The organism is Kutzneria buriramensis, from assembly GCF_003387475.1.
GTDB classification, from domain to species: Bacteria; Actinomycetota; Actinomycetes; order Mycobacteriales; family Pseudonocardiaceae; genus Kutzneria; species Kutzneria buriramensis.
Genome location: NZ_QUNO01000014.1, coordinates 281562 through 306256 on the forward strand (window position 1 = coordinate 281562; position 24695 = coordinate 306256).

Consider the following 24695-nt stretch of genomic DNA (forward strand, 5'->3'; position numbering starts at 1 on the left):
CGCGCGGGGCTCGGCCGCCCACGAGGCCGGTGCCTTCCCTTGCGGTTTTCGATCGATGAACAGACTCGATCGAAAACCGCCGCGGTCCAGGCATCGGCGGCGGCCTCGCGCGCACCAGCGAACCTTCACTGCTGCCTGATCCGCTCCAGCAGGGCCGCCAGCTGCTGCCGGGGCCCCTGGAGCTCCTCGGGCAGCGCGGCCAGTGCCTCCGTCAGCACCTGCTCCGCCTCGGCCAGCCGGTCCAGGTCCACCAGCAGCCGCCCGCGCAGCGCCTCGGCCATCGCGGCCTCGGTGAACGCCCCCAGCTGGCGGAACCGCTCGGCGACGGGCGCGACCCGCACCAGCGCCTCCCCGAACCGTTCGGTGTTGGCGAGCACCCGAGCCCCGTCGTAGCCGAGCATCGCCTGCTCCCACACCAGCGGCGGCTCACCCGCGCCCAGCCCGGCGGCCAGCGCGTCGGCGGCGCCGAGGGCGTCCACGGCCCGTTCGTGCGAACCGCCCCACAGCCACGACGTCGCGCACCGACGCCGGCAGGACAGCTCCTCCAGCGCCATCTCCGCCTGGTGATACGCGTCGGCGGCCGCGGCCAACCGCTGCGCGGCCTCCTCGTCCCGGTCCAGGGAGTCCAGCACCTCGGCGGAAGCGGCGAGCATCTGCCCGGTCCCGGCCTCGTTGCCGCCGGCCCGGCAGTGCTCGGCGACCTGGTCCAACAGCTCCAGCGCCTGGTCGCCGCGCCCGAGCTGCCGGTACGCCTTCGACAGCAGGAACCGGGCCCGTGCGACCTCGTCGTCATCGCCGACGCGGACCAGCACCGACAGCGCGTCCTCCACGGAGTCCGCCAGCTCACCGGCCCGGTCCAGGCCGAGGCACGCGGCGGCCAGGTCGACCTGCGCGTACGCGACGCCGATCCGCTCCTCGGCCGCCGTCAGGGCGGCGATGGCGTCGACCAGCGCCTCGTAGGCGTCCTTCGCGCGGTCCAACTCCAGCGCCATCCGGCCCCGCTGGTGTGCGGCGCGGCCCCGCAGGCCGGGGTCGGTCGCGGTCAGCGCCTCGCCGATCGCCTGGTACGCCCCGGCGAGGTCGCCGGCCTGGGCGCGAGCGTTGGCGGCGTACAGCACGGCCCGGCACAGCGCGTTGCACGGCCCCACCGCCCGCCACAGGTCGACCGCCCGGTCGAAGTCCTCGACGGCACCGCTGACCTTGGCCCGTTCGAACGCGACGAAGGCGACGGTGTCGGGCTCGGCGTCCTGCGTGTCCACGCCGGCCAGCAGCGCGGCGGCCTCCTCGTGCCGGTGCATCCCCTGGAGGGCGCTGAGCAGCCGCAGCCGGGCGGCGATCCGCTGGTCGGGGTTGCCGGTCCGGTCGATCTCCGCGCACGCCTCGGCCAGTGGCCCCTCGTCGCCGCGTCCGGTGAGGCAGTGCAGCACGGTGATCCGCCCGAGCGCGGCCAGCCGCCGCGGCTCGTCGCCGGCCTCGCCGTACAGGTCGGCGGCCCGCTGCCAGGTCTGCTCGGCCAGCTCCTGATCCTGGCCGGACTGGAGCGCGCCGAGCGCGTAGAGCCGCCGGGCCAACAGCGCCCCGCCCGCGTCGGGAAACGTCTCGTCGAAATGGGCCCAGGTGGCGAACGCCTCCGCGATGTCCAGCCGCGCCCACTGCCTCTCGGCCAGCTCGACCAGTTCCTCGGCGGACGCCGGCAGCTCGACCTTCGGCGGCGCGGGCACCGGCCGCGCGGCGGCCTTGCGGGCGGGCCCGGACAGCGGCAGGTGCTCCACGATCGGCTCGGCGGCGAGAACCTCGCCGATCAGGCGGCCGATCTCGCCGGTGCCGTTGCGGGCGTCGAACCGCGCGGACAGCGCCCTCGCCCGCTCCGTCAGCTCGTCCCGGAGCTCGGTCACGCCGATTTCGTCAGACCCCCGGCGTACGGTCAGTCCAGCGTGACCCGCGTCGGCGACCCGATCCAGCGCCCCCGCAGCCGCGGCGCTGAACCACATCTCCGCCAGCGGCGTCGGCGGCTCGTCCAGCCAGGGCAGATGGCGCTCGACCAGCTCCAGCGCCCGCGCGTGATTGCCGGTGCGGGTGCAGAAGGTGACATGGTCGGCCACTTCGTGCAGATCGGCGCGGTTGGCCTGGATCGCGCGGTACGCCGTGCGGTGCGCGTCGGCGGCCTCGGCCAGCCGGCCCGTGCGCAGGTACGGGATCAGCAGGCCGGTGAGGATGCCCTGCGGCTGCTCCACGCAGGTCAGCTCGCCGGCCAGCACCGGCAGCGCCAGCGCGACCGCGTCCTCGTGGCGCTCCTGCCAGGCCAGGTACGCCACCTTCGAGCTGGGCTCGCAGCCCACGCAGTCGGCCATCGCGCCGCGCGGCGTGGCGCACCACAGCCGGTACTGTTCGGCCGCGGTCTCCCGGTCGCCGATGTGCTGCGCGACCGACGACCGGTACTGGTGCACCGGGTTCATCGAGTGCCCGGCCAACCGGTAGCGGCGCTCCATGTCGTTGAGCACGCCGTAGGTCCGGTCCAGCGGCACCTCGGGGAACTTGGTCAGCGAGTTGACCATCCACTTGAAGTACCAGAACAGGTGGTGGTCCTGGCTCGGGTCGCCCTCGCCGCGGTCGTAGGCGGCCAGGCACCAGGAGAAGGTGACGAACGCCTTGGCCGGCTCGCCGCCGTACTGGTACGCGGTCGTGGCCAGCAGCCGGGTCACGTACTTGAGCCGGTCGATGCCCGAGGCGTCCACGTGCCGCAGCAGCTCCTCGACCGCCGCCACCTGCCCGCGCCCGTACGGCATGCGGCCGACCTGGTCGAGACGGTCGGCCAGCTCGTCCTCGGAAAAGCTCACAGATTCCCCTCATCGAGCTGGCTGGGGGCGGGCACGGCCTGGTCGAGCAGGCCGAGGAAGGACCGGTTGAGCAGCGCGGCGTCGGCCGGCCGGATCGGGTGGTAGCCCAGCAGCAGCGCCTGCCCGTACAGCGCCTCCACCGACAGTCCGACCAGGTCCGGGTCGGTCAGCCCGCACACCCGCCGCACCAGCGGGTTGCGGTGGTTGAGCACCAGCTGCGGCCGGTCGTCGGCGGGCTTGTCGAACGCCGACAGCACGCCGGCCCACAGCTCGTCCACCCGCTGCTTGGTGGCGCGCAGCTCCGCCTGGAACGCGGCCGACCGGTCCACCAGGAACAACACCGGCAGCGACGCCGGCTCGTAGGAGCGCAGCACCACCTCGCAGCCCAGCCGGTCCATCGCCCGCTGCGCGGCGGCCAGGAACGGCCGCAGCGCCAGCTCGGCGGCCGGCGGCACGGCGTCGAACCGGGTCGCCAGGTCGGTCGGATCCAGGCGGGCCACGGTCAGCCCCGGCTCGATCGCCGGCAGCCGCTCGATGATTTCCGCGTCGTACGTGTAGCCGCCGTTGACCAGCGCGATGTCCTGGGCCGCGGCCACGCCGGCAAGCTGCCGGAAGTCGTCGGCGGTGGCGCAGTAGCGGACCTCGCCGTGCTGGGCCCGGAAGTCGGCCAGCGTCATCCGGCCGACGTTGGTCTCCATCGGCCACCACTGCTCGACCAGCCGCAGCATGTCGTCGTCGTGCAGGGCCAGCGCCTTCACGCCCAGGTGGTGCACGCCGAGGAACTTGTGCAGCCGGGCCTGGTCGGCGCGGGCCAGCCCGACCAGCCAGCCCCGCAGCTGATCGCCCAGCGCCTGGCGGGTGGTGTCCAGGAGGCTGTCGGCGTACAGGGCCTCGCGGCTCGCGGTCGGCCGCAGCTCGCCGGCGTCCACCACGCAGCGCGCGAAGAACGCCCAGTCCGGCAGCAGGCCCTGCGCGCTCTCGGTGAGCAGCATGCCCTTCAGGTACACGCGGTGCCCGGCGTGCTCGGCCGGGTTCGCCGGGAACGGCAGCACGTAGGCGACGCCGGTGAGGCCGGCCTCCGGCACCGCCAGGTCGATCACGTCGAACGGGGTGAAGCCCAGCACCTCCTGGGCGTAGCCGACCAGGTCGGCCCGGCGGACGCCCGGCTCCCGGTCGTCCTGCCGCCACGGCGCGCCGTCGCCGCTGACCGGCTTGCCGTCGACGACGACCGGCCACGGCAGCATCGAGCCGTACAGGCGGGCCAGCTCGGCCACCGTCGGCGGCTCGAACCACTGCTCCGAGCCGGGGCGGGCGGCCAGCTCCACCGTCGTGCCGACCTCGTCGCGCTGGGCCGGCTTGATGTCGTACGTGCCGTCGGAACGCCCCGTCCACAGCACCGCCGGCGCGCCCTCGGCGCGGGTGGTCACCCGCACCTCGTCGGCCACCAGGAACGCCGAGAGAAGGCCGATGCCGAACTGGCCGAGGAACTCGTGGCGGGCGAAGCCCAGCTCGTCGCGCTTGGAGCTGCGGCCGATGGTCGCCAGCAGCTCGTGCACCTGCGCCTCGGTCAGCCCGATTCCCGTGTCGGTCACGGTCACCGCGCCCGCGGCCGTCGCGATGCGGATGTCCGCCGGCGCGCCCGGCTCCCCGACCCGCCGCGCCGTCACCGCGTCCACCGCGTTCTGCATCAGTTCACGCAGGTAGACCCGGGGACTGGCGTACAGGTGGTGGCTGAGCAGGTCGACGACACCGCGCAGGTCGACCTGGAACGTGCGGTTCACGGCGCTGACTTCCCCCTGGCGTGGGTGCTGACCGGGTCAACTATGCCTGTTCCGGGCGGCAAGGGTAGATGGTTGTGGACGGACGTGCGGTCAAGTTTCGCGTACCGGGTACGCGGAATCCGGCAAACCCCGCCCTTTTCGGCGACGTGTTCGCAGCGTGACCGATCGTGTGATCTCCGTGGCCGATACCGGCTTTCCTTGCCGCGTAAGGTCGAAACCGGAACAACTGTCGTCGAGGGGGGACACCTTGCACGAGATCACGTCCGTCGAGGAGCTGACCGCGCTGGTCGGCGAGCCGATTCGCCGGGTCGCCGAGAAGGTCCGGCCCGCGCTGCACGAGTTGGACCGGCAGTGGCTGGCCGCCTCGCCGTTCTGCCTGATCGGCACCAGCGACGCCGAGGGCAACTGCGACGTGTCGCCGAAGGGCGACCCGCCCGGCTTCACGCTGGTGCTGGACGACCGCACCATCGCCGTGCCCGACCGCCCCGGCAACAAGCGGGTCGACGGGTGGCACAACGTCATCGCCAACCCGCACGTCGGCCTGCTCTACGTGGTGCCCGGCCGGGACGACACGCTGCGCATCAACGGCCGCGCCCGGCTGCTGTCCGACGCCCCGTTCTTCGACGACATGATCGTCAAGGGCAATCGGCCGCGGATCGTCATGCTGGTGGAGATCGACGAGGTGTTCGGCCACTGCGCCAAGGCGTTCATGCGCTCCTCGCTGTGGAAGCCCGAGACCTGGGACCCCGACGCCATCGCCTCGCGTGCCGTCATCGCCAAGGCCACCGACGCCGCCGAGGTCCCCCTGGCCGAACTCGAGGAGTACTACAGCCCGGCCGTCTACAGCACCCGCCTCTACTGACGCTCGGAAGGGGCATTTCTGGCGTTCAACGCCAGGAATGCCCCCTTCACTGCGTCAGGCGCCGCGCTCGGCCGGCGACAGGCGGCGCAGCCGGGCGTCGGCGAAGTGCGGCAGCACCTTGTCGATGTCCGACGGGTTGAGGTCGGTGCCCGGCGGCACCAGCTCGTCGATGCGGTCCAGCACGTCGTCGGACAGCCGCACGTCCGCCGCCGCCACCAGGTCGTCCAGCTGCTCGACCGTGCGCGGGCCGATGATCATCGAGCTCACCGCCGGGTGGCTGAGCACGAAGCCCAGCGCCAGGTGGGTCAGCGACAGGCCCGCCTCGGCCGCCAGCTTCAGCAGCTCCTCCACCACGTCCAGCTTGCGCTGGTTGCCCGGCAGCGATTCGTCGAACTTGTGCGACACGATCTGCCGGAAGGCGTTCAGCTCGATGCCGGTCTCCCGGCGGTAGCGGCCGGTCAGCCAGCCGCTGGCCAGCGGGCTCCAGGTCAGCACGCCCATGCCGTAGCGCTGCGCCGTCGGCAGCACCGCCTTCTCGATGCCCCGCACGAAGATCGAGTACGGCGGCTGCTCGGTGTGGAACGGCACGTGCCCGCGCCGCTCCGCCGTCCAGCGGGCCTCCACGATCTGCTCGGCGCCGAAGTCCGAGCAGCCGATCGCCAGCACCTTGCCCTCGCGCACCAGGTCCGACAGCACCGACAGCGTCTCGTCGATGTCCGTGCGCGGGTCCGGCCGATGCACCTGGTACAGGTCGATCCGGTCCGTGCCCAGCCGGCGCAGGCTGTCCTCCACCGCACGCCGGATCCACCGGCGGGACGACCCGCCCATGTTCGGGTCCTGGCCCATCGGGAAGAACACCTTCGTGCCCAGCACGACCTCGTCGCGCCGGTCCCGCACGGCCTTGCCGACGATCTCCTCCGACTCGCCGTCGGAGTACATGTCGGCGGTGTCGACGAAGTTGATCCCCGCGTCCAGCGCCGCGTGCACCAGCCGTGCCGCGTCCGCGTGATCGGCGTTGCCCCACGCGCCCAGCATCATCGTGCCAAGGCAGTACCGGCTGACGGAGATTCCGGTCCGCCCCAATGTAGTCCTACGCATGTCCCCCACTTTCTCGGTCCTACCGCAATGTACCCAGCTCGCGGGCGATGTTGCGGCGGGCGCTGGATTCCCAGCGGTCGCGGCCGGTCGAGGTGAGGAAGATTCGTTCCCGGTCCAGGAAGAACTGCAGGACCTCCGAACGCCGGATGAGCCAGACGTCGTCCGGGACGGCGGAGTACTCGTGTCGCACCGCCGAGGCATAGACGTCTTAATCCTCGGCGGGGGAGCCAAGAATGGCGAGGTCGGCGTCGAGCAACGCGCAGGCGGCTGTGTCATCGGGATCGGCGGCATGGTGGACAGTCGCCATCACCAGCTCGCACACGCGGTCGGCGACCGAGTCGAGGTGGGACCGACCGAGCCACGAGCGAGCCCAGGCGGCGCTGGCGATTTCGTCCATGGTGGGCATGGCGTTGTAGATGACGTCGTGGGCGCAGGCGGCGAGGACCAGCACGGCCTCTTCCCGCTCGGTCAACGGAACCAGGGGCACGGCGTCGCGAACCACGGCCCGGACGTGCGAGAGACCGTGGTAGCGGCGGTGGGGTTCGCTGTAGCGGGCGACGATGTCCGTCTCGACGGGAACGCCACCGAGTGCGGAAACTGCCGTGCGCCAGGCGAGATCAGGCAACCGGCACCACGATCGACGTCAGCACGAAGCCGTCCCGGATCAGCCAGCGGCCGGTGAAGCCGCTGACGGGGCCGGGAACCAGGATGCGCGCCGAGAAGGTGCCGTCGCCGAAGGACAGCTCCGCCTCGGAGAAGTCGAGGAACACCCGGGCCAGCGGGAACCACGCCTTGTACACGCTTTCCTTGGCGCTGAAGAGAAGTCGCCCGTGCACCGAGGTCTCGGACGGCAGCGCGATGGCCTCCAGCACGCCGTCGGGCAGCGGCTCGTCGGGCTCGGCGTCGATGCCGATGGTGACGATGTCCCTCGCGTAGGCCAGGGTAGCGGCCCGGTAGCCGGCGCAGTGGGTCATGCTGCCGACGACGCCGGCCGGCCACTGCGGAGCACCCCGTTCCCCTGGCAGCACAGGGGTTTCGGGCAGGCCGAGGGACTTCATCGCCTGCCGCGCGCAGTACCGGACGGTGCTGAACTCCCGCCGCCGCTTGTCGACGGCGCGGGCGATGACCGCCTCCTCCTCGGGGAACAACGTCACGGCGGAGTGGTCGTCGAACGCCTCGGCGTAGGCCACGCCGGCGGGCAGCAGGTCCTCGATCACGGCTTCACCGGCAGGATCTGACGCAGCCAGTTGTCGCTGCGCCCCCACTTCTTCCACTCCCGCGGGTAGCCCACGGAGACCTCCTCGAACCGGACGTCGTCGTAGTGCGTGGTGCGCGGGATGTGCAGGTGACCGTAGACGGAACAGGCGGAGCGGAACCGGGTGTGCCAGTCGGCGGTGAGCACGGTGCCACACCACTGGGCGAACTCGGGGTAGTACATGACCCGCGTGGGCTCCCGCACCATCGGCCAGTGGTTGATCAGCACGGTCGGCAGGTCGGCCGGCAGCGCGGACAGCCGCTTCTCGGTCAGCTCGACCCGCGCCTCGCACCACGCCTCGCGGCTCGGATACGGGTCGGGGTGCAGGAAGTACTCGTCGGTGCAGACGACGCCGGCCTCGTGCGCCTTGGCCAGCGCCTCTTCCTTGTTGTTCGTGCCCTCGGGACGGAAAGTGTAGTCGTAGAGCAGGAACAGCGGCGCGATCACCGCCGGGCCGCCCTCGCCGGGCCAGATCGGGTAGTCGTCCTCGGGCGTGACCACGTCCAGTCGCCGGCACATCTCGACGAGGTAGTCGTAGCGCTCGACCCCGCGCAACTGCACCGGATCGTCCTTCGGCGTCCACAGCTCGTGGTTGCCGGGCACCCAGATCACCTTGGCGAAGCGCTCCCGCAGCAGCCCCAGCGCCCACTCGATGTCCGTGGACATCTCGCCGACGTCGCCGGCGACGATCAGCCAGTCGTCGTCCGACGTGGGCCGCAGCCCCTCGGTGATCGTCCGGTTCTCCTCGTACGCGACGTGCAGGTCGCTGACCGCGAGCAGCTTCACCCGTCGATCGTAGGCAATCTAGGGGGTCGGGGGCGGCCTTGTGACGAATTGCCCGTGATGTGTGCGAGAACGGCTAGTACCCGCCGGTTGTCGTCGTCGGACGCGGCCAGCCCGAGCTTGCCGAAGATCGAGGCGATGTGCTTGCTCACGGCGCTGTCGGACAGGAACAGCCGCTGCCCGATGGCCGCGTTGGACCGGCCCTCGGCCATCAGCTCCAGCACCTCGCGCTCCCGCGGGCTGAGCCGGGCCAGCGGCGGCGTGCCGCTGATCAGCTTGGCCACCACGTCCGGGTCCATGGCGGTGCCGCCGGCGGCGACCCGCCGCAGCGCGTCCACGAACTGCTCGTCGTTGAAGACACGGTCCTTGAGCAGGTACCCGACACCCGCGCCGCCGTCGGCGAGCAGCTCACGGGCGTAGAGCTGCTGGACGTGCTGCGACAGCACGACAACCGGCAGCCCCGGATGCGTGCGGCGGGCCTCGATGGCCGCGCGCAGGCCCTCGTCGGTGAAGGTCGGCGGCAGCCGCACGTCCACCACGGCCACGTCCGGCCGGTGCTCGATCAGCGCGGCCAGCAGCTCCGGCCCGGACTCGACCGCCGCGACCACCTCGAAGTCGTACGCCTCCAGCAGCCGAGTCAGTCCGGCTCGGAGCAGGTAGACGTCCTCCGCGATGACAACTCGCACGGGATCTCCATGGTCACGGTGGTTGGCCCCCCGACCGGACTCAGCACGGTCAGCACGCCGTCGAAGGTACCGAGTCGCCGCCGCACGCCCAGCAACCCCGTGCCGCCGGCGACGTCGGCGCCGCCGTGACCGTCGTCGTGCACGGTGATCAGCAGCTGGTGATCGGCATGGTGCACGCCGACCCGCACCCGGGCCGCCCCGGAATGCTTGGCGGCGTTGGTGAGCAGCTCGCGCACGGCGAAGTAGGCGGCGGACTCGACCGGCGGATCGACCCGTCCGGGGAGGTCGGCGGCCACCTCCACGTCCAGCGGGCAGTCCAGCGCGACCACCCGGATCGCGTCGGCCAGCCCGCGTTCGGCCAGCACCGGCGGGTGGATGCCGTGCACCAGCTCGCGGATCTCGTTGAGCGCGGTGGAGGTGTTCTCCCGCACCTCGACGATCAGCCGGCGCGCGGTGGCCGGATCCACGTCCAGCAGCCGCTCCACGGTGCGCAGCGCCATGCCCATCGCGACGAGCCGACCCTGCGCGCCGTCGTGCAGGTCCCGCTCGATCCGGCGCAGCTCGGCGGCCTGCGTGTCCACGGCGTCGGCACGGGTCTCGGTCAGCCGCTCCACCCGCTGCGCCAGCCGCTCGGCCTTGGTCGACGCGAGCAGCACCGGCGTCCAGCGGTCGTACCAGCGGCGCAGGGTCGGCGCGAGCAGGAGCGCCAACGCCGTCGCCACGGCCCCGGGCGGCACGAGCCACCAGACCTGATCGTGCCGCCACAGGAAGCTGATGACCGTAGTCACCTGCGCGAAGCCGACGAACAGCGCGACGCACGGCGCGGCCAGCAGGGCGAGGGCCACCAGTGGGTTGAGCAGCATCCACAGGAAGTCGCGCCTGGTCGCCGGGTCCGCGCTGAGCCAGGCCAGCCGGGCCAACCGCACCGGGATCGTCGGCGAGCGGAACAGCCGCCGCCCGAGCCGGTACCGGCCGTCCGGTTCGGGCCGAGGTGGCGTCGGCGCCGGCCGATACGGCGACTCGATGCCGCCGATCCGCCGCCGGTAGTGGTTGGTGAACCCGCGCGAGTTCTCGACCAGCACGATCACCGGCCACGTCACGCCGGTGAACGCCAGCGCGAGCAGCGCCACGTGCAGCGCCGCGATGAGCAGTCCGGCCAGCGACTGCACGGCCAGTTGCCCGCCGTCGAGCAGCAGCATGACCCGGTCCCGCACCCAGATCGGCCACGGCCGCCGCTCGCCGAGCAGCGCTCGCGTCCATCGCCCGTGCCAGCGCAGCGCCGGTTGTCCGACTACCGCGGCGGCCAGCCCCAACACTGTGCCGACGACCGGATTCACCAGCAGCCACACGAGGTCGAGCCAGGTCGCCCCGTCCGAGGACAACCAGTGGGCGCGCAGCCGGTAGTTCGGCACGCGCGGGGTGCGGTACAGGTTCCTCCGCACCTCGTACATGCCGTCGGGGCGCGGCCGGGGCGGTGGCGGCGCGGCGTTGTACGGCGAGGGGATCGGCGCGTCGCACCAGTCGCCGGCCAGCCGACGCGCGACCACCGGCACACGGCGGATCCGCAGCACGACCGGCGTCACGCCGAAGATCAGCGCGACGAGGTCCGCGACCGCCAGCACCGGGCCGAGCGCACCCAGCGCGAGCAGTGCCAACCCCCTCAGCCGTGCCACCCGTCGAGTGTGGCCGAACGGTCGGCGCGCCGGCAGTGCAGCTGTCTCCACCTTTGCCGCCGACGGGCCTAGGCTGCCCGGGTGGCGGACTTCGACGAGATCAAGGCCGTGTTCTGGGGCGACGGCACCTACGACGTGCAGCCGCCGCTGACCGACGAGGCCGTCCGGGAGGCCGAGGAGCTGCTCGGCGTGTCGCTGCCCGCCGCGCTGATCGACCTGCTGCGGATCCAGAACGGCGGCATGGTCGCGTGCGGCCGCCGACGGTTCCCGACCACGGCGCCGACCTCGTGGGCCGCGGATCACGCGCCGCTCACCGATCTGATGGGCATCGGGCGCACCAAAGGCGTGACCTCGCTGCTCGACGTGCCGTACCTGATCGAGGAGTGGGAGCTGCCGGCCGGCCTGGTGCCGGTGTCCGGCGACGGCCACTGCTGGATCGCGCTGGACTACCGCCGGTCCGCGGAGCCCACGGTGACGTGGGTCGACACGGACCTGCGCGCCGAGCTTGCCCTCGCCCCGGACTTCCGGTCCTTCGTAGAGGGTCTCACAGGTCGATGACGGCGACGCCCCGAGCGCGCAGGCTGCCCAGATAGAGCTTGCCGTCGTGCTGCCGCACGCCGGTGACCATGTGGTAGCCCGGCGCGGAAGTCTGGAGGTCACGGACGATTTCGCCGGCGTCGTTCACGGCGACGACCCAGGTGGTGTGCACCTCCAGCTTTGTCAAGACGGCGGGCGGCAGGGCCCAGGTGGCCTTGCGCAGCAGGGGGTGCCGCGCCGCGGTCCAGTCCAGCACCGGGTTGCGCGGCGAGGCCAGCGCGACCCAGATCAGGCCGTCCTCGCCCGTGCTCAGATTGTCGGGGATGCCCGGTAGGTTGTCGGTCAGGACCTCGCTCTGACCGGCGTCGGGTCCCGTCAGCCACACCCGGCGGAGCCGATAGGCGCCGGTCTCGGCCACCGCCACGTACGACTCGTCCGCCGACAGCGCCACGCCGTTGGCGAACTGGAGGCCGTCCAGGAGCTCGGTGACCTCGCCGGACACGTCCCGGCGCAGCAGCCGGCCGGTGCCGCCGTGCTCCAGCAGATCGGCCACGTAGTGCTCCAGGTCGAACCGCTGCGTCGAGTCGGTGAAGAACACGGTGCCGTCCCGCGCCACTGCAGCGTTGTTGCACAGATGCAGCGGCCGGCCGGCGGCCTGCTCGCGGCCGGGCACCAAGGCCTCCACCGAGCCGCCGTCCGGATCGACGGCGAGCAGCCCTCGCACGGCGTCGCACACCAGCAGTCGGCCGTCGCCGAGCAGCTCCACACCCAGCGGCCGCCCGCCGGTGTCGGCCACCTGCACGATCTCGCGGCCGTCGGCGGACAGCCGCAGGATGCGGCCGTCCTCGACGCCGGTCACCACGCGGCCCTGCTCGTCGACGACCACGTCCTCGGGGCCGGTCCCGTTGACGGCGAGCACCTGCGGCACGGGCATCGGCGGCGAGCTGTCGGCCCGGCGCGCCCGTTCGGGAGCGGCCGGCGGCTGCCAGATGACCGGTTGGATGGACGGACGAGCCATTTGACTCTCCTTTTGGGGAGCTCACTCCTCGCCGGTGAACGCCTTCCGGATGTCGTCGGTCCCGGCCCGGGCGGCCAGCAGCTGGCGCAGCAGGATGCGGGCCTTGACCGGGCTGAGGAAACCGGCCCCGATCAGACCACGGCGCAGCAGATCCTGCTCGGAACCGGGAAAGCCGTACGTCTCGGCCAGCACCGGCCCCGCGCCGGTCCGGGAGGCGAGGATCACCGGCATGCGCTGGGCCAGCGCGGTCAGCGGCTCCACCATCGCCACCGGCACGTGCCCGGCCCCGAAGGCCGCCACCACCAGGCCGTCCACCGCGTCACCGATCGCCTTGAGCACGGTGCCGTCGTCGCCCAGGGTCACCGTCACCAGGCCGATGGTCGGCTCCGGCGCGCCCTGCGGCACGTACACCTTGAGCACGTCCGCCGGCCGGTTCAGCAGCCGCAGCGAGCCCTCCACGACGTAGCCGATCGGTCCGGTGTTCGGTGACACGAAGGCGGCGATACTTGCGCTGTGCGCCTTGGAGACGTGCCTCGCGGCGTGCACCTCGTCGGCGAACACCACCACGCAGCCCAGCCCGTCGGCCTGCTCGCTGCCTGCCACCTGCACCGCCGCGAGCAGGTTGGCCGGACCGTCGGCGCCGGCCAACGACGGATTGCGCATCGCCCCCGTGACCACCACCGGCGCGCCGTCCAGCACGCTCGTGTCGAGGAAGAACGCCGTCTCCTCGATGGTGTCGGTGCCCTGCGTGACCACCACACCCCGGGCCCCGGCGTCGATCTCGGCGGTGATCAGCTCGGCCAGCGCCGTCAGGTCGTCGAAGCCGACGGAGGCGCCGGGCAGGGCCCGGAACGCGACGGTCCGCAGCTCTATGTCGACCTTGTCCAGCCCCGGCACGGACGCCAGCAGCTGATCGACGTCGAGCGCCGGCACGGCCCCCGTGCTGCCGTCGGCCGGCCGGGCCATGGCGATGGTTCCACCGAGCGCGATCACCGTCACGAAGTCGGTCACCTGAACTGGCGTACCACATCACCAGAGCTGTGTCACTGTGCCTGTGCCGCGCGTTCCGCGCGGGGCGAGGCCGCTCGTGACCGGTGCCTTCGCTTGCCGAATTTCGACCGCCGCATCGGCTCGCCGGTGGGGCGCGTCGAGCGGCGGCGATCGAAATTCGCCAACCACTCCAGGCGCCGGCGCGGCCTCGCACGCCTCATCAGAGGTCATCTGTATGAGCCGCGAGCCAGCGGGCCAGTTCCGCGTCCGCCTCGGCCTGCCGGGCCGGCAGCCGCCGGACACTGGCCTGGAGCCAGATCTGCGTCTGCAGCCAGCGAATCTCCCCGCACAGGTCCAGCAGTTCCGGGTCGTGCGAACCGGGGTAGGCCGCCAGCGCCGCCTCGCCGTCCAGCAGCTTCGTCCGACGCATCAGCGCGAGGTCCCACTCCAGCGGCCCGCGCCAGGTGTCCTCGAAGTCGTTCCAGACCAGGCCATGCGGTGTGGCCAGCACGTTGCCGGGGTGCGCGTCGCCGTGCAGCGCCCGGCCGCCTCGAGGCAGCAGAGCCGCCAGCCGCTCGTGTTCGGCCCGCAGCAGCTCGGCGTGCTCGCCGAGGAACGGCAGCCCGAACACCACGTCGTCCAGCGGCCCGGTCGCGGGCAGCGGGTCCGAATAGTCGGCCAACGCCTGGTGAAGATCGGCCAGCGAGGCCGCGAAATCCGCGGACTTGATCGATACGGAAGGGTCGTGCGGCGTGAACGTCCAGAAGGACAGGGTCACGCCTTCGTGAACCACCGGCCCGCGAGGCAGCTCGGCGCTGGGCGCGACGACCGGGACGTCCCGCGCGAGCAGGTGATCCACCACGGACAGTTCGCGGCCGAACCAGTCGGCGACCGGCGTGCGGACCAGGCCCGTGGTGCCGGCGGCCCGCGCCACGACCGGCGACGGCCGCAGGTGGACGAGCACGTTGCTGCCGTTTTTCAGCACGGCGGGGTCGGTCGACCGCACCCCGTGGGCGGCGGCGTAGGAGACCGCCGCCCGAATCGCCTGTTCCATGCCGGAACATGCTGTCACGGGCGGTGACGGGGGTCACTCGATTTCCCCACCGGCGGCCCAGCCGAGCTGACCTGATCTGCTCGGTCTACGATCCGTGTGGTTTCCCGAGATGACACTGGCTGGAGGCATCGTGACGGCCGTAGCACCGCAGCCGATCGCTACGCGTCCCTATCCGACGCGAACGACGGTCAAGGGTTCCCTCCTGCTGCGGTTGTTCCGTACGACGGACCACAAGCAGATCGGAATCATGTACCTGGTCACCTCGTTCGCCTTCTTCATGGTCGGCGGCGCGATGGCCCTGCTCATGCGCACCGAGCTGGCCCAGCCGGGTCTGCAGTTCCTCTCGCAGGAGCAGTTCAACCAGCTGTTCACCATGCACGGCACGATCATGCTGCTGCTGTACGCGACCCCGATCGTGTTCGGCTTCGCCAACTTCGTGCTGCCGCTCCAGATCGGCTCGCCGGACGTCGCCTTCCCGCGGCTGAACGCGTTCGCCTACTGGGCCTACGTGTTCGGCGGCACGATCGTCGTGGCCGGCTTCCTGACCCCGGGCGGCGCGGCCGACTTCGGCTGGTTCGCCTACACCCCGCTGTCGGACATGGTCCACTCGCCGGGCGTCGGCGCCGACATGTGGATCACCGGTCTGATCCTGTCCGGCCTCGGCACCATCCTCGGCGGCGTCAACATGATCACCACGGTGGTCTGCCTGCGCGCCCCCGGCATGACCATGTTCCGGATGCCGATCTTCACCTGGAACATCCTGGTCACCTCGATCCTCGTGCTGCTGGCCTTCCCGATCCTGACCGCGGCCCTGTTCGGCCTGCTGGCGGACCGGCACCTCGGCGCGCACGTGTTCGACCCGGCCAACGGCGGCGTCATCCTCTGGCAGCACCTGTTCTGGTTCTTCGGCCATCCCGAGGTCTACATCGTCGCGCTGCCGTTCTTCGGCATCGTGTCCGAGATCTTCCCGGTGTTCAGCCGCAAGCCGTTGTTCGGCTACAAGGGCCTGATCTACGCCACGCTGGGCATCGCGGCCCTGTCGGTGACCGTGTGGGCGCACCACATGTACGCCACCGGCGCCGTGCTGCTGCCGTTCTTCTCCTTCATGACCTTCCTGATCGCGGTCCCGACCGGTGTGAAGTTCTTCAACTGGATCGGCACCATGTGGAAGGGGCAGCTGACCTTCGAGACGCCGATGCTGTTCAGCGTCGGCTTCCTGATCACCTTCCTCTTCGGCGGCCTGACCGGCGTGCTGCTGGCCGCGCCGGCCATCGACTTCCACGTGTCCGACTCGTACTTCGTGGTCGCGCACTTCCACTACGTGCTCTTCGGCACCATCGTGTTCGCCACCTACGCGGGCATCTACTTCTGGTTCCCGAAGATCACCGGCCGGATGCTGGACGAGGGCCTGGGCAAGCTGCACTTCTGGACCACCTTCATCGGCTTCCACACCACCTTCCTGGTGCAGCACTGGCTGGGCGCCGAGGGCATGCCCCGCCGGTACGCGGACTACCTGAGCAGCGACGGCTTCACCACGCTGAACACGGTGTCCACCATCGGCGCGTACATCCTGGGCGCGTCCACCCTGCCGTTCCTGTGGAACGTGTTCCGCAGCTACCGCTACGGCGAGGTCGTCGAGGTCGACGACCCGTGGGGCTACTGCAACTCGCTGGAGTGGGCGACCTCCTGCCCGCCGCCGCGGCACAACTTCACCTCGCTGCCGCGGATCCGCTCCGAGCGCCCGGCGTTCGAGCTGCACTACCCGCACATGGTGGAGCGGCTGCGGCTGGAGGCGGAGTACGGCCACACACCGGCCCCGTCCGAGGCGCTGACCGCGGCCGTCACGGGTAGCGACGACCCGACGGAGAAGTGACCGTCAGCTGAACAGTGTGACAAGCGGGCCCCGGTGATCACGGACACACCGGGGCCCGCTTGCTTTTCCGGCAGACTGGGCGGGTGACCAGTTCCCACGCCAGCACGGTCCTGATCACCGTCACCGGACCGGACAAGCCCGGGGTGTCCTCGGTGCTGTTCGCGGTGCTGACCCGGCACGGCGTCGAGGTGCTCGACGTCGAGCAGGTGGTCATCCGCGGCAAGCTGGTGCTGGGCGTGCTGGTGAACGACGACCGGGACCCCGAGGGCCTCCAGGAGTCCGTCGAGCAGGCCATGGCCAGCGTCGCGATGAACGTGGACGTCGAGGTCGGGGCCGACCCGCGCAGCTCGTCGCAGCACGGCTCCAGCCACGTGCTGGTGGTGCTCGGCCGGCCCGTGACCGCACGGGCGTTCACCGAGGTCGCCCGCAAGCTGGCCGCGCTGGGCGTGAACATCGACGCCATCCGGCGGGTCGCCGACTACCCGGTCACCGGCCTGGAGCTGCGGGTCTCCGTGCCCGACGACACCGCGGAGCAGGACGCGCTGCTGCGCACCGCCGTCGCCGAGCTGTCCTCCCGGGTCGAGCTGGACATGGCCGTGGAGCGGGCCGGGTTGACCCGGCGGGCCAAGCGACTGGTCGTCTTCGACGTGGACTCCACGCTGGTGCAGGGCGAGGTCATCGAGATGCTGGCCGCGCGGGCCGGCTGCGAGGACAAGGTCCGCGAGATCACCGAGGCCGCCATGCGCGGCGAGCTCGACTTCGCCCAGTCGCTGGAGCAGCGGGTGGCGCAGCTGGCCGGGCTGCCCGAGGGCGTGCTCGGCGAGGTCGCCGCGCAGCTGGAGCTCACGCCCGGCGCCCGCACCACCATTCGCACGCTCAAGCGGCTCGGCTTCCGCTGCGGCGTCGTCTCCGGCGGGTTCACCAAGGTCATCGAGGGCCTGGCCGACGAACTGGGGCTCGACTTCGTGATGGCCAACCAGCTGGAGGTCGAGGACGGGCGGCTGACCGGGCGCACCACCGGGCGGGTCATCGACCGGGCCGGCAAGGCGCAGGCGCTGCGCGAGTTCGCCGACGCGTACCACATTCCGCTGGCCCAGTGCGTCGCCGTCGGCGACGGGGCCAACGACATCGACATGCTGTCCGCCGCAGGCATGGGGGTGGCGTTCAACGCCAAGCCCGCGCTGCGCGAAGTCGCCGACGCCGCGCTGTCGCACCCGTTCCTGGACGCCGTGCTGTTCGTGCTGGGCGTCACCCGCGCCGAGGTCGAGGCGGCCGACGCCGCCGACGGTTTGGCACCATTGCGTCCGTGACCGTGCTTCAACCGCTCGCCGACCGCTACGCCTGGTGGCTTCGGCGGCCCGCGCCTCAGGACACGTCCGACGAGGACCCCGCCGAGGTCCGCGCCATGCCGATCGTGCTGCGTATCGAGAAGGCCTTGCCGCCCTCGCGGACCGCGCTGCTCGAGGCCGCCGCCGCGGCCGCTATCGCCGTTTGCCTCGATCCTCGGGCCGCGTCGGACGAGGGGGAGTGGCACGCCGAGGTGTCCGCCTGGATCGACGGCCGGATCCGCAAGGTCGCCCGCCGGGCCCGCGGCGCCCACTGGGACGCCGTGCAGGCGCTGCCCGGCGTCACCGTCCGGGTCGGCGACGCCGAGGCGCGGGCGCTGCTGCCGTGGAAGGTCGCCGAGACCCCGTACGAGGTGCGCCGGCTCCAGATCACCGGCAGCGACCTGCCCGCCGACTCGCCCGGCCCCGTGCCCGCCGGCGCGCCGGTGCTGTGGCTCAACCCGGACGTGCCCATGACCGCCGGCAAGGCCGCCGCGCAGGTCGGGCACGCCACCATGCTGCTCGCCGCCCTCCTGCCCGCCGCCGAGCTCGCTACCTGGCAGGCCGCCGGTTTCCCTTGCGCCGTCAGGACTCCCGAGCCCGCCGACTGGAAACTGCTGGTGCCCGGCGACGATCCCGCCGGAGCCTGGCAGTCACGGGGCGTCGTCGCCGTCCGGGACGCCGGCTTCACCGAGGTCGCCCCCGGCACCGTCACCGTCGTCGCCCAGCGGGCGTCATGACCGTCTCCGTCCAACGCGTCGGCGAGGGGCGCTTCGTCGCCCGCACCGCCTCCGGCGCCACCGTCGACGTCGGCGGCCCCGGCTTCTCGCCGGTTGAGCTGCTGGAAGCCGCCCTCGCCGCCTGCGCCGCCATGACCGCCGAGCAGCTCATCACCCGCCGCGCCGGGGCTGACTCCACCTTCACCGTCGTCGCCACCGGTGCCGAGGCCGAGCACGAGGTCCGCGGCGTCGACGTCGCCTTCGACCTGCCCGCCGACGAGCCCCTGGCCACCGTCGTTCCCCGCGCCGTGGCGCGTGCCTGCAAGGTCAGTCGCACCGTCGAGCACGGCGCCCCGGTCGCCGTCCACCTGCGGCCCGAATAACGCCTAAGAGACATTCTCCTACCCGTCGATCACTCGATCGACGGGCGCTTGTTGACGACGGGGGTGAATAAGACCGAACTTCGTTGGCGAAACTGAAGGAGGTCGACGATGACCGACGAGTTGCGCCAGGCGAAGCGGCCGGTCAGCGCCGCGCTGGCCGGCCCCATCGCCGCCTGACGGTCAGGCCGAGGCGGCGTCGTCGAGCCGCGCGAGGGCGGCCCGCACCACCTCCGGGTCGTGCGTGGTCCAGAACGGCGGCAGCGAAGCCCGCAGGAAACCGCCGTACCGGGCGGTGGCCAGCCGCGGGTCGAGGATGGCGACGACGCCCTTGTCGTTGGTGGAGCGCAGCAGCCGACCGGCGCCCTGCGCGAGCAACAGGGCGGCGTGCGTGGCGGCCACGGTGAGGAAACCGTTGCCGCCACGGGCCTCCACGGCCCGCTGCCTGGCCGAGGCGAGCGGATCGTCGGGGCGGGGGAAGGGAATCCGATCGACGATGACGAGTTGCAGCGAGTCGCCGGGCACGTCGACGCCCTGCCACAGGGACAGCGTCCCGAACAGGCAGCACCGCACGTCGTCGGCGAACTTCTTGACCAGCTGGGCGGTGGAGTCCTCGCCCTGACACAGCACGGGATACTCGATACGGGTGCGGATCGCCTCGGCGGCCTGCTTGGCGGCGCGCATGGACGAGAACAGCCCCAGCGTCCGCCCGCCGGCCGCGTTGACCAGCTCGACGATCTCGTCGAGGTAGGCCTGCGGCAGGCCGTCCCGGCCGGGTGTGGGCAGATGCCTTGCCAGGTAAAGGATTCCGCTGCGCCCGTGCTCGAACGGGGAGCCGACGTCCATGCCGCTCCAGCGAGGGGCGCTCAGGTCCGACGGCGGTTCCTTGTCGGTGGCGGTGGCATCGAGCTCCCGGACCTGGCTGGAGGCCGGCAGCCCCCACTGCCGGGCCAGGGCGTCGAAGGTGCCGCCGAGCGTGAGCGTGGCCGAGGTGAGCACGGTGGTCCGCGGCGCGAACAGGCGCTCCCGCAGCAGGCCGCCGACGCCGAGCGGGGCCACCTTCACCGTGGGCGGCTTGCTGTCGTCACGGAAATCGCCGGCCAGCCACACCACGTCCCGCCGATGCGCCTCGTCGCCGTCGAACGCCTCCAACAGCCGCACGGAGGTGTCGTGGATCTCGTCCAGCATCGCCAGCGCGAGCTTGCGGCCGACCGCCCCCTCGGGATCCTCCTTGCGTTCGGGGCCGAGCGCGGTGATGCAGCGGTGCGCGGCGTCCCGCACGGCCGCCAGCGCGCCGGACAGTGCCCGCGGCATCGCGTCGAGCCGCCCGATCGGCATCTCCGACAGCACGATCTCCAGGCCCTCGCCGGACTCCGACAGCTGATCGGCGACGTCGTCCTCGATCTGCCGCCCGCACCGCCGCACGGCGACCGCCAGCGCCGCGGTCGACAGCTCCGCGGTGGCCACCGACGTAACCCGGTCGACCAGGTCGTGCGCCTCGTCCACGATCACCAGATCGTGCTCCGGCAACACCTTGTAGCCCTCGAGGGCGTCGATCGCGAGCAGCGCGTGATTGGTGACGACCACGTCCGCCCGCCCCGCCTCGGCCCGCGCCCGCTCCGCGAAGCAGTCCACGCCGATCGGGCACTTCGAGACGCCGAGACATTCCTTGGCGCTCACGGAAAGCTGCCGCCACGCCTGATCGCTGACACCCGGCACCAGTTCGTCCCGGTCGCCCGTCTCGGTGTCCGACGACCACTCGTGCAGGCGCTTCACGTCCCGACCCAGCCGGGAGATCGCGAACGGGTCGAACAGGCCCTCGTCCTCCGGCTCGTCCGGCGCCCCGGAATGCACCCGGTGCATGCACAGATAGTTGCGGCGGCCCTTCAGGATCGCGAACGTGGGCTCGCGGCCCAGCGACTTCTTCAACGCCTTGGCCAGCCGCGGCAGATCCCGGTCCACCAGCTGCCGCTGCAACGCGATCGTCGCCGTGGACACCACCACCGTGGCCTCCTCGGCCACCGCGTGCCGGACCGCGGGCACCAGGTAGCCCAACGATTTCCCGGTGCCGGTGCCCGCCTGCACGGCCAGGTGCTCGCCCGTGCGGATCGCCCGCTCCACCGCCAGCGCCATCTCCACCTGTCCGGGCCGCTGCGTACCGCCGACGGCTTCGACGGCTTCGGCGAGCAGGGATTCGACTGAGGGCAGTTCCGGCACGAGCGAGACGTTACCCGCAACCCCTGACAGTGTTGGATTGCGCCGCCTTCGGCGTCGCGGCTCGGCCCCTTCGGGGCCGGTGCCTTCCCTGGCCGGATTTCGATCGCCCGCGTCGGCTCGTGCGGTGGTCGCGTCGGGTGGCGGCCGATCGAAATCCGGCGACGGTCCAGGCACCGGCGGGGCCTCGCGCAACTCACCCGACCAGGGCCGCCGGGTGTCTCGGACAGCGCCGAGAGCTGTGGCGCAGGCGTCCCGCACCGCCGCCTCCGACGGGGTCGGAACTCCCTGCTCCGCCGCGAGTTCGGCCAGCGAGCACATGGTGACGCCGGGCAGCGCGCACGCCGTGAAGTCGCGGTACACCGACATGTCCGGGTCGACGTTGACGGCGAACCCGTGGCTGGTCACCCCGCGCCGGATCCGCATGCCGATCGACACCAGCTTGCGGTGATCCGGCGTCCACACCCCGACCAGGCTGTTCGCGCCGGGCGGCGTGTCCCGCCTGATGGTGGCGAATCCCAGCGCCGCCAGCGCGTCGATCAGCCCGTTCTCCACCCACCGCACGACGTCCACCGGCCCGCGGTCGCGGACGTTGATCACCAGGTACCCGACGAGCTGGCCGGGGCCGTGATACGTGGCGTAACCACCGCGGTCCACCTGCACGGTCGGCATCCCGGCGGGCAGATCAGCCGGATCCGTCCGCGGTCCGTAGGTGACGACGGGCGGGTGGCTCAGCAGGAACAGCCGGTCCTCGGCCCGGCCCTCCTGCCGCTCCGTCACCCACCCGCGCATGTCCTCGGCGGCCCGCTCGTACTCGACGACCCCGAGATCAACCCGCCGCATGGACCACCGTCCTCAGAGCTTGATGACCTCAAGACCAGGAGTGCCGTCGTAATCGTCGTCTTGTGTGGCAACCGGCAGACCGGGCCGACTCTGCTCCACCGCCACGAAAAACGATGTGTCGGCCAGCACGGTGCGAATAGTCACTGGTCAGGTGCCTTGTCCCACGGATCGTCGAGGTCGTCGGTCGTCTCGCGGAGATCGTCGAGAAGCCCGGCGTCGGCGCGGTTCGCGACGATCTCGGCCCGAGCCAGATACGGCCTGCGCGGCGGTAACGGGACGAGTCGGGCCACGGGTCGACCGCTGACGGTGACCGTCAGCTCTTCACCCGCCTCGACGCGATGCAGGACCTCACTGGTGTGGTTCCGCAGTTCGCGCAGTGCGACCTCGTCCATGACGGCCACCGTAGCGACCTCTGTAGCACAACAGCTACAGAGGTCGCATCAGTGCTGCTGGAAGCGGTGGACGAGGGCCCAGGTGCCGGGGAGCAGGCCGGCGGCGAGGGCGATCTTGATGGCGTCGCCGAGGAGGAAGGGCGCGACGCCGGCGAGGAGCGCGGCGTGCAGGTCCATGCCGGTGGCGGCCATCAGCCACGGCACGCCGACGGCGTAGATGATCAGGTTGCCCACCACCATGGTCCCGACGGTGCGCAGCGGCGTGCGGTCGCCGCCGCGGTTGGCGAGAGCCCCGACGAGGGCGCTGGCGGCGATGAAACCGACGAGATACCCGCCGGTGACGGCGGCCCAACCGGAGGCCCCGCCGGTGAACCACGGCACGCCGGCGACGCCCGCGAGGAAGTACAGCGCCAGCGACAGCCCGCCGCGCTTCCACCCGAGACCGGCGCCGACCAGCAGGGCGGCGAATGTCTGACCGGTGACCGGCACCGGGCTGCCGGGGATGTGCACGGCGATCTGTGCGGCCAATCCGGTCAGCCCGGCGCCGGCCAACACCAGCGCGACGTCCTTGGTCAGTGCGCCGGGAATGGCGTCGGCCAGCACAGCACGGCGGTTGGTCACAGCAAGTACGGACATCAGGTCCCTCCTCAGGCGACAGCCACTCGCTGTGACCCTAATCGGCGAAAGGTAGGGGACCTTTGGGACTTTTCTCACCATGTCTTCCGGGGGTCGAGCTTGGGCAGTGCCATCGGGATCACCTCCTCTCAGTACACGAGCAGCGGGTACATCGGTCGGTTGTCGATGCGCGCGAGGTCCTCGGCGGACGCGAAGTGGCGGTCGAGGGTCCGCACGGCGTCGGCCCACTGCCGCATGGTGCGCACGGGCGCGAGCGTCTCCGTGACGACGGGGTCGCGCCAGCGGGCGATCGCCCGCTGCCACAGCACTTCCCACGGTTCGAGACGCAGGTTGCCCACGGTGCCCTCGTAGAAGGTCATGGCCCGCACGCTGCCGTCGGCCTCGACGAACATGGCCTGCGAGCCGGGGCCGATCTCGTCGTCGGGATGCATCATCACGCACCGGTTGTCGGTCGTCTCGACCAGCACGGACTGGGGCGCAAGCGCTTGCAGCTCGGCGCGCAGGGCGTCGTCGGCCAGCCGGGCCCACTGCTCCTCGGTGACGAGCTCGTGCAGGGCGAACCCGGCGCGGCTGGCCAGCCCGAACGGCGTCGCCGCCTCGAACCCGATCCGCCGCAGGTTCGAGAAGCGTGGCGCGATGTCGGTGCAGTACGAGGCGAGCTGGTCGAAGTTGCTCCGCATGACGGCGCAGTCGATGGCGAACCGGATGTCGCCGGCGCCGTCGAGCAGCTCCAGTGCCCGCATCGCACGGTCGAACGAGCCGGCGCGGCCGCGCAGCCGGTCATGGACCTCGGCGGTCGCGCCGTCGACGCTCACCACGACGCGGTCGCAGGATTCGGCCAGGCGCGGCACCATTTCCGCGCTCAGCGGCCAGCCACCGGTGTACAGCGCGACGAGGATGCCCGCCCCGCGCAGGCGTTCGGCCACCTCGAAGATCTCGCGGACCACCAGCGGCTCGCCGCCGCACAGGTCCACGAGCGCCGGCCCCATCTCGATGACGGCGTCGGCCACGCGCAGCAGGTCGTCCCGGTCCAGCTGGCGCGCGGGCCGCCGGCCGGCCTCCGAGTAGCAGTGCTCGCAACGCAGCGGGCACGCGTGGGTGATGTCCCAGACAACGACGTGCGGACCGTCCATGGCTCAGCACGGTGCGCCCCGCGCCGTCCCGATCGCCAGGGAAGGAATTCCTAGGTGACCCGGGAGGATTTCCCGGTTCGCCGCCGCACGACCAGCCATCCGAACAGCACCAGCGAGGCCAGGCTGCCGACCACGTTGATCAGCGAGCCCAGCAGCGTGTGGCCGACCAGGTAGCCGGTGTCCGCGCCGAGCCAGCTGACCAGGCCGACAAGCGACAGGATGCGCAGCTGGTTGACCGCGACCAGGGCCAGCGCGGCGAAACCCAGCGCCACCACCACTTTCCCGGTGATGCGCGGCACCAGCGCGACCAGCACCGAGGCGAGCAGCAGCAGCGGCACGAGCAGGAACGCGGATGTGCCCTCGGGAGTCATCCGCATGCCGAGCGGGTGATCGGTGTCGAGTCCGAAGTACACCGCGTGCGCCGCGCCGTCCAGTCGCACGCCGGACGGCTGGAACACCAGTGCCGCAAGGGAGATCTCCGCACGCTGGTACAGCCGGTGCACGAGCGCGAGCACCGCGGCGGCCGCCACCAGCAGCACCACCACGGCCGGGGCCCGGACGCGCGGGGCCGTCACTGCTGTCACGCGTAGTCCTTTCACGTTCGCG

The 24695-nt window shown here is 71.7% G+C and carries 23 protein-coding genes and 1 pseudogene; 6 read left to right on the forward strand and 18 right to left on the reverse strand.

What is annotated here, in order from left to right; translation table 11 throughout:
- Window positions 1-125 precede the first annotated feature (125 nt).
- Together BCF44_RS36670 and BCF44_RS36675 are read right to left on the reverse strand one after the other, a co-directional pair.
- Complete coding sequence (locus tag BCF44_RS36670) at window positions 126-2837, reverse strand: hypothetical protein (RefSeq protein WP_116179058.1); 2712 nt, start codon at window positions 2835-2837, stop codon at window positions 126-128.
- Window positions 2834-4618: an HSP90 family protein gene (locus BCF44_RS36675; RefSeq protein WP_116179059.1), complete on the reverse strand. Its 1785-nt coding sequence runs from the start codon at window positions 4616-4618 to the stop codon at window positions 2834-2836. Before BCF44_RS36675 ends, BCF44_RS36670 begins: the two co-directional genes overlap by 4 nt.
- A gap of 247 nt (window positions 4619-4865) precedes the next feature.
- Between BCF44_RS36675 and BCF44_RS36680 the strand changes: the two genes are divergently transcribed.
- A complete protein-coding gene (locus BCF44_RS36680) occupies window positions 4866-5480 on the forward strand; it encodes a pyridoxamine 5'-phosphate oxidase family protein (protein WP_116179060.1) in 615 nt (204 codons plus the stop codon).
- A gap of 54 nt (window positions 5481-5534) precedes the next feature.
- On the opposite strand, the gene BCF44_RS36685 is transcribed toward BCF44_RS36680, so the two are convergent.
- From BCF44_RS36685 to BCF44_RS36710, 7 genes are read right to left on the reverse strand one after another with little or no spacing between them, the layout of a single operon-like run.
- A complete protein-coding gene (locus BCF44_RS36685) occupies window positions 5535-6578 on the reverse strand; it encodes an aldo/keto reductase (RefSeq protein ID WP_116179061.1) in 1044 nt (347 codons plus the stop codon).
- Between the two features lie 19 nt (window positions 6579-6597).
- The gene (locus BCF44_RS57990) at window positions 6598-6768 is read right to left on the reverse strand and encodes a hypothetical protein (protein WP_246015997.1); all 171 of its coding nucleotides are present in this window, start codon (window positions 6766-6768) and stop codon (window positions 6598-6600) included.
- An 18-nt stretch (window positions 6769-6786) separates the two neighbouring features.
- Window positions 6787-7203: an HD domain-containing protein gene (locus BCF44_RS36690; protein WP_246015999.1), complete on the reverse strand. Its 417-nt coding sequence runs from the start codon at window positions 7201-7203 to the stop codon at window positions 6787-6789.
- Entirely contained in the window at window positions 7196-7795 is a 600-nt protein-coding gene (locus BCF44_RS36695; RefSeq protein WP_116179062.1) for a 4'-phosphopantetheinyl transferase family protein, read from the reverse strand. Before BCF44_RS36695 ends, BCF44_RS36690 begins: the two co-directional genes overlap by 8 nt.
- Window positions 7792-8619 (reverse strand): metallophosphoesterase family protein, encoded by an 828-nt coding sequence (locus BCF44_RS36700; protein ID WP_116179063.1) that lies wholly within the window; start codon window positions 8617-8619, stop codon window positions 7792-7794. The genes BCF44_RS36695 and BCF44_RS36700 overlap by 4 nt, the downstream gene beginning before the upstream one ends.
- Entirely contained in the window at window positions 8616-9302 is a 687-nt protein-coding gene (locus BCF44_RS36705) for a response regulator transcription factor (RefSeq protein WP_116179064.1), read from the reverse strand. The genes BCF44_RS36700 and BCF44_RS36705 overlap by 4 nt, the downstream gene beginning before the upstream one ends.
- Window positions 9254-10975 (reverse strand): sensor histidine kinase, encoded by a 1722-nt coding sequence (locus tag BCF44_RS36710; protein ID WP_147328771.1) that lies wholly within the window; start codon window positions 10973-10975, stop codon window positions 9254-9256. Before BCF44_RS36710 ends, BCF44_RS36705 begins: the two co-directional genes overlap by 49 nt.
- An 81-nt stretch (window positions 10976-11056) precedes the next feature.
- On the opposite strand from BCF44_RS36710, the gene BCF44_RS36715 reads away from it, so the two are divergent.
- The gene (locus tag BCF44_RS36715) at window positions 11057-11533 is read left to right on the forward strand and encodes an SMI1/KNR4 family protein (protein ID WP_116179066.1); all 477 of its coding nucleotides are present in this window, start codon (window positions 11057-11059) and stop codon (window positions 11531-11533) included.
- On the opposite strand, the gene BCF44_RS36720 is transcribed toward BCF44_RS36715, so the two are convergent.
- From BCF44_RS36720 to BCF44_RS36730, 3 genes are all read right to left on the reverse strand, one after another.
- Window positions 11520-12530: an SMP-30/gluconolactonase/LRE family protein gene (locus BCF44_RS36720; RefSeq protein WP_342775687.1), complete on the reverse strand. Its 1011-nt coding sequence runs from the start codon at window positions 12528-12530 to the stop codon at window positions 11520-11522. The genes BCF44_RS36715 and BCF44_RS36720 overlap by 14 nt on opposite strands.
- A gap of 21 nt (window positions 12531-12551) precedes the next feature.
- Complete coding sequence (locus BCF44_RS36725; protein ID WP_246016008.1) at window positions 12552-13541, reverse strand: asparaginase; 990 nt, start codon at window positions 13539-13541, stop codon at window positions 12552-12554.
- Between the two features lie 199 nt (window positions 13542-13740).
- Window positions 13741-14574, reverse strand: coding sequence for a phosphotransferase (locus BCF44_RS36730; protein WP_116179067.1), 834 nt, complete (start codon window positions 14572-14574; stop codon window positions 13741-13743).
- Between the two features lie 130 nt (window positions 14575-14704).
- Here BCF44_RS36730 and ctaD point away from each other — a divergent pair, with 130 nt between their 5' ends.
- The 4 genes from ctaD (at window position 14705) to BCF44_RS36750 (ending at window position 18874) form a co-directional block, all read left to right on the forward strand.
- The gene (gene ctaD / locus BCF44_RS36735; RefSeq protein ID WP_116179159.1) at window positions 14705-16447 is read left to right on the forward strand and encodes an aa3-type cytochrome oxidase subunit I; all 1743 of its coding nucleotides are present in this window, start codon (window positions 14705-14707) and stop codon (window positions 16445-16447) included.
- Window positions 16448-16530: 83 nt separating this feature from the next.
- A complete protein-coding gene (gene serB, locus BCF44_RS36740) occupies window positions 16531-17757 on the forward strand; it encodes a phosphoserine phosphatase SerB (protein ID WP_116179160.1) in 1227 nt (408 codons plus the stop codon).
- On the forward strand, window positions 17754-18512 hold the full coding sequence (locus tag BCF44_RS36745) for an aminoacyl-tRNA hydrolase (protein ID WP_116179068.1): 759 nt from the start codon (window positions 17754-17756) through the stop codon (window positions 18510-18512). The genes serB and BCF44_RS36745 overlap by 4 nt, the downstream gene beginning before the upstream one ends.
- The gene (locus BCF44_RS36750; protein WP_116179069.1) at window positions 18509-18874 is read left to right on the forward strand and encodes an OsmC family protein; all 366 of its coding nucleotides are present in this window, start codon (window positions 18509-18511) and stop codon (window positions 18872-18874) included. Before BCF44_RS36745 ends, BCF44_RS36750 begins: the two co-directional genes overlap by 4 nt.
- Window positions 18875-19054: 180 nt before the next feature.
- Here BCF44_RS36750 and BCF44_RS36755 read toward each other — a convergent pair whose 3' ends face one another.
- From BCF44_RS36755 to BCF44_RS36775, 6 genes and pseudogenes are all read right to left on the reverse strand, one after another.
- Window positions 19055-21088, reverse strand: coding sequence for an ATP-dependent DNA helicase (locus BCF44_RS36755; RefSeq protein ID WP_246016022.1), 2034 nt, complete (start codon window positions 21086-21088; stop codon window positions 19055-19057).
- Between the two features lie 255 nt (window positions 21089-21343).
- Window positions 21344-21928: pseudogene (lipB, locus tag BCF44_RS57995) on the reverse strand (lipoyl(octanoyl) transferase LipB); the annotation flags it as partial.
- 140 nt (window positions 21929-22068) lie between these two features.
- Window positions 22069-22320: a type II toxin-antitoxin system Phd/YefM family antitoxin gene (locus BCF44_RS58715; protein ID WP_116179161.1), complete on the reverse strand. Its 252-nt coding sequence runs from the start codon at window positions 22318-22320 to the stop codon at window positions 22069-22071.
- A 48-nt stretch (window positions 22321-22368) separates the two neighbouring features.
- Complete coding sequence (locus BCF44_RS36765; RefSeq protein ID WP_116179071.1) at window positions 22369-22956, reverse strand: biotin transporter BioY; 588 nt, start codon at window positions 22954-22956, stop codon at window positions 22369-22371.
- A 128-nt stretch (window positions 22957-23084) separates the two neighbouring features.
- Window positions 23085-24089 carry a radical SAM protein gene (locus BCF44_RS36770; RefSeq protein ID WP_116179072.1) on the reverse strand — a complete coding sequence of 335 codons (1005 nt, stop codon included), beginning with the start codon at window positions 24087-24089 and terminating at the stop codon, window positions 23085-23087.
- A 50-nt stretch (window positions 24090-24139) separates the two neighbouring features.
- On the reverse strand, window positions 24140-24673 hold the full coding sequence (locus BCF44_RS36775) for an exosortase/archaeosortase family protein (RefSeq protein WP_246016009.1): 534 nt from the start codon (window positions 24671-24673) through the stop codon (window positions 24140-24142).
- Between the last annotated feature and the right edge of the window lie 22 nt (window positions 24674-24695).

Excerpts from the sequence above, each read along its gene's own strand:
- BCF44_RS36730 (WP_116179067.1), bottom strand. The coding sequence starts at position 14,574 with ATGGAACAGGCGATTCGGGCGGCGGTCTCCTACGCCGCCGCCCACGGG.
- BCF44_RS36720 (WP_342775687.1), bottom strand. The coding sequence starts at position 12,530 with ATGGCTCGTCCGTCCATCCAACCGGTCATCTGGCAGCCGCCGGCCGCT.
- BCF44_RS36750 (WP_116179069.1), top strand. The coding sequence starts at position 18,509 with ATGACCGTCTCCGTCCAACGCGTCGGCGAGGGGCGCTTCGTCGCCCGC.
- BCF44_RS58715 (WP_116179161.1), bottom strand. The coding sequence starts at position 22,320 with ATGGACGAGGTCGCACTGCGCGAACTGCGGAACCACACCAGTGAGGTC.
- BCF44_RS36765 (WP_116179071.1), bottom strand. The coding sequence starts at position 22,956 with ATGTCCGTACTTGCTGTGACCAACCGCCGTGCTGTGCTGGCCGACGCC.
- BCF44_RS36770 (WP_116179072.1), bottom strand. The coding sequence starts at position 24,089 with ATGGACGGTCCGCACGTCGTTGTCTGGGACATCACCCACGCGTGCCCG.
- BCF44_RS36685 (WP_116179061.1), bottom strand. The coding sequence starts at position 6,578 with ATGCGTAGGACTACATTGGGGCGGACCGGAATCTCCGTCAGCCGGTAC.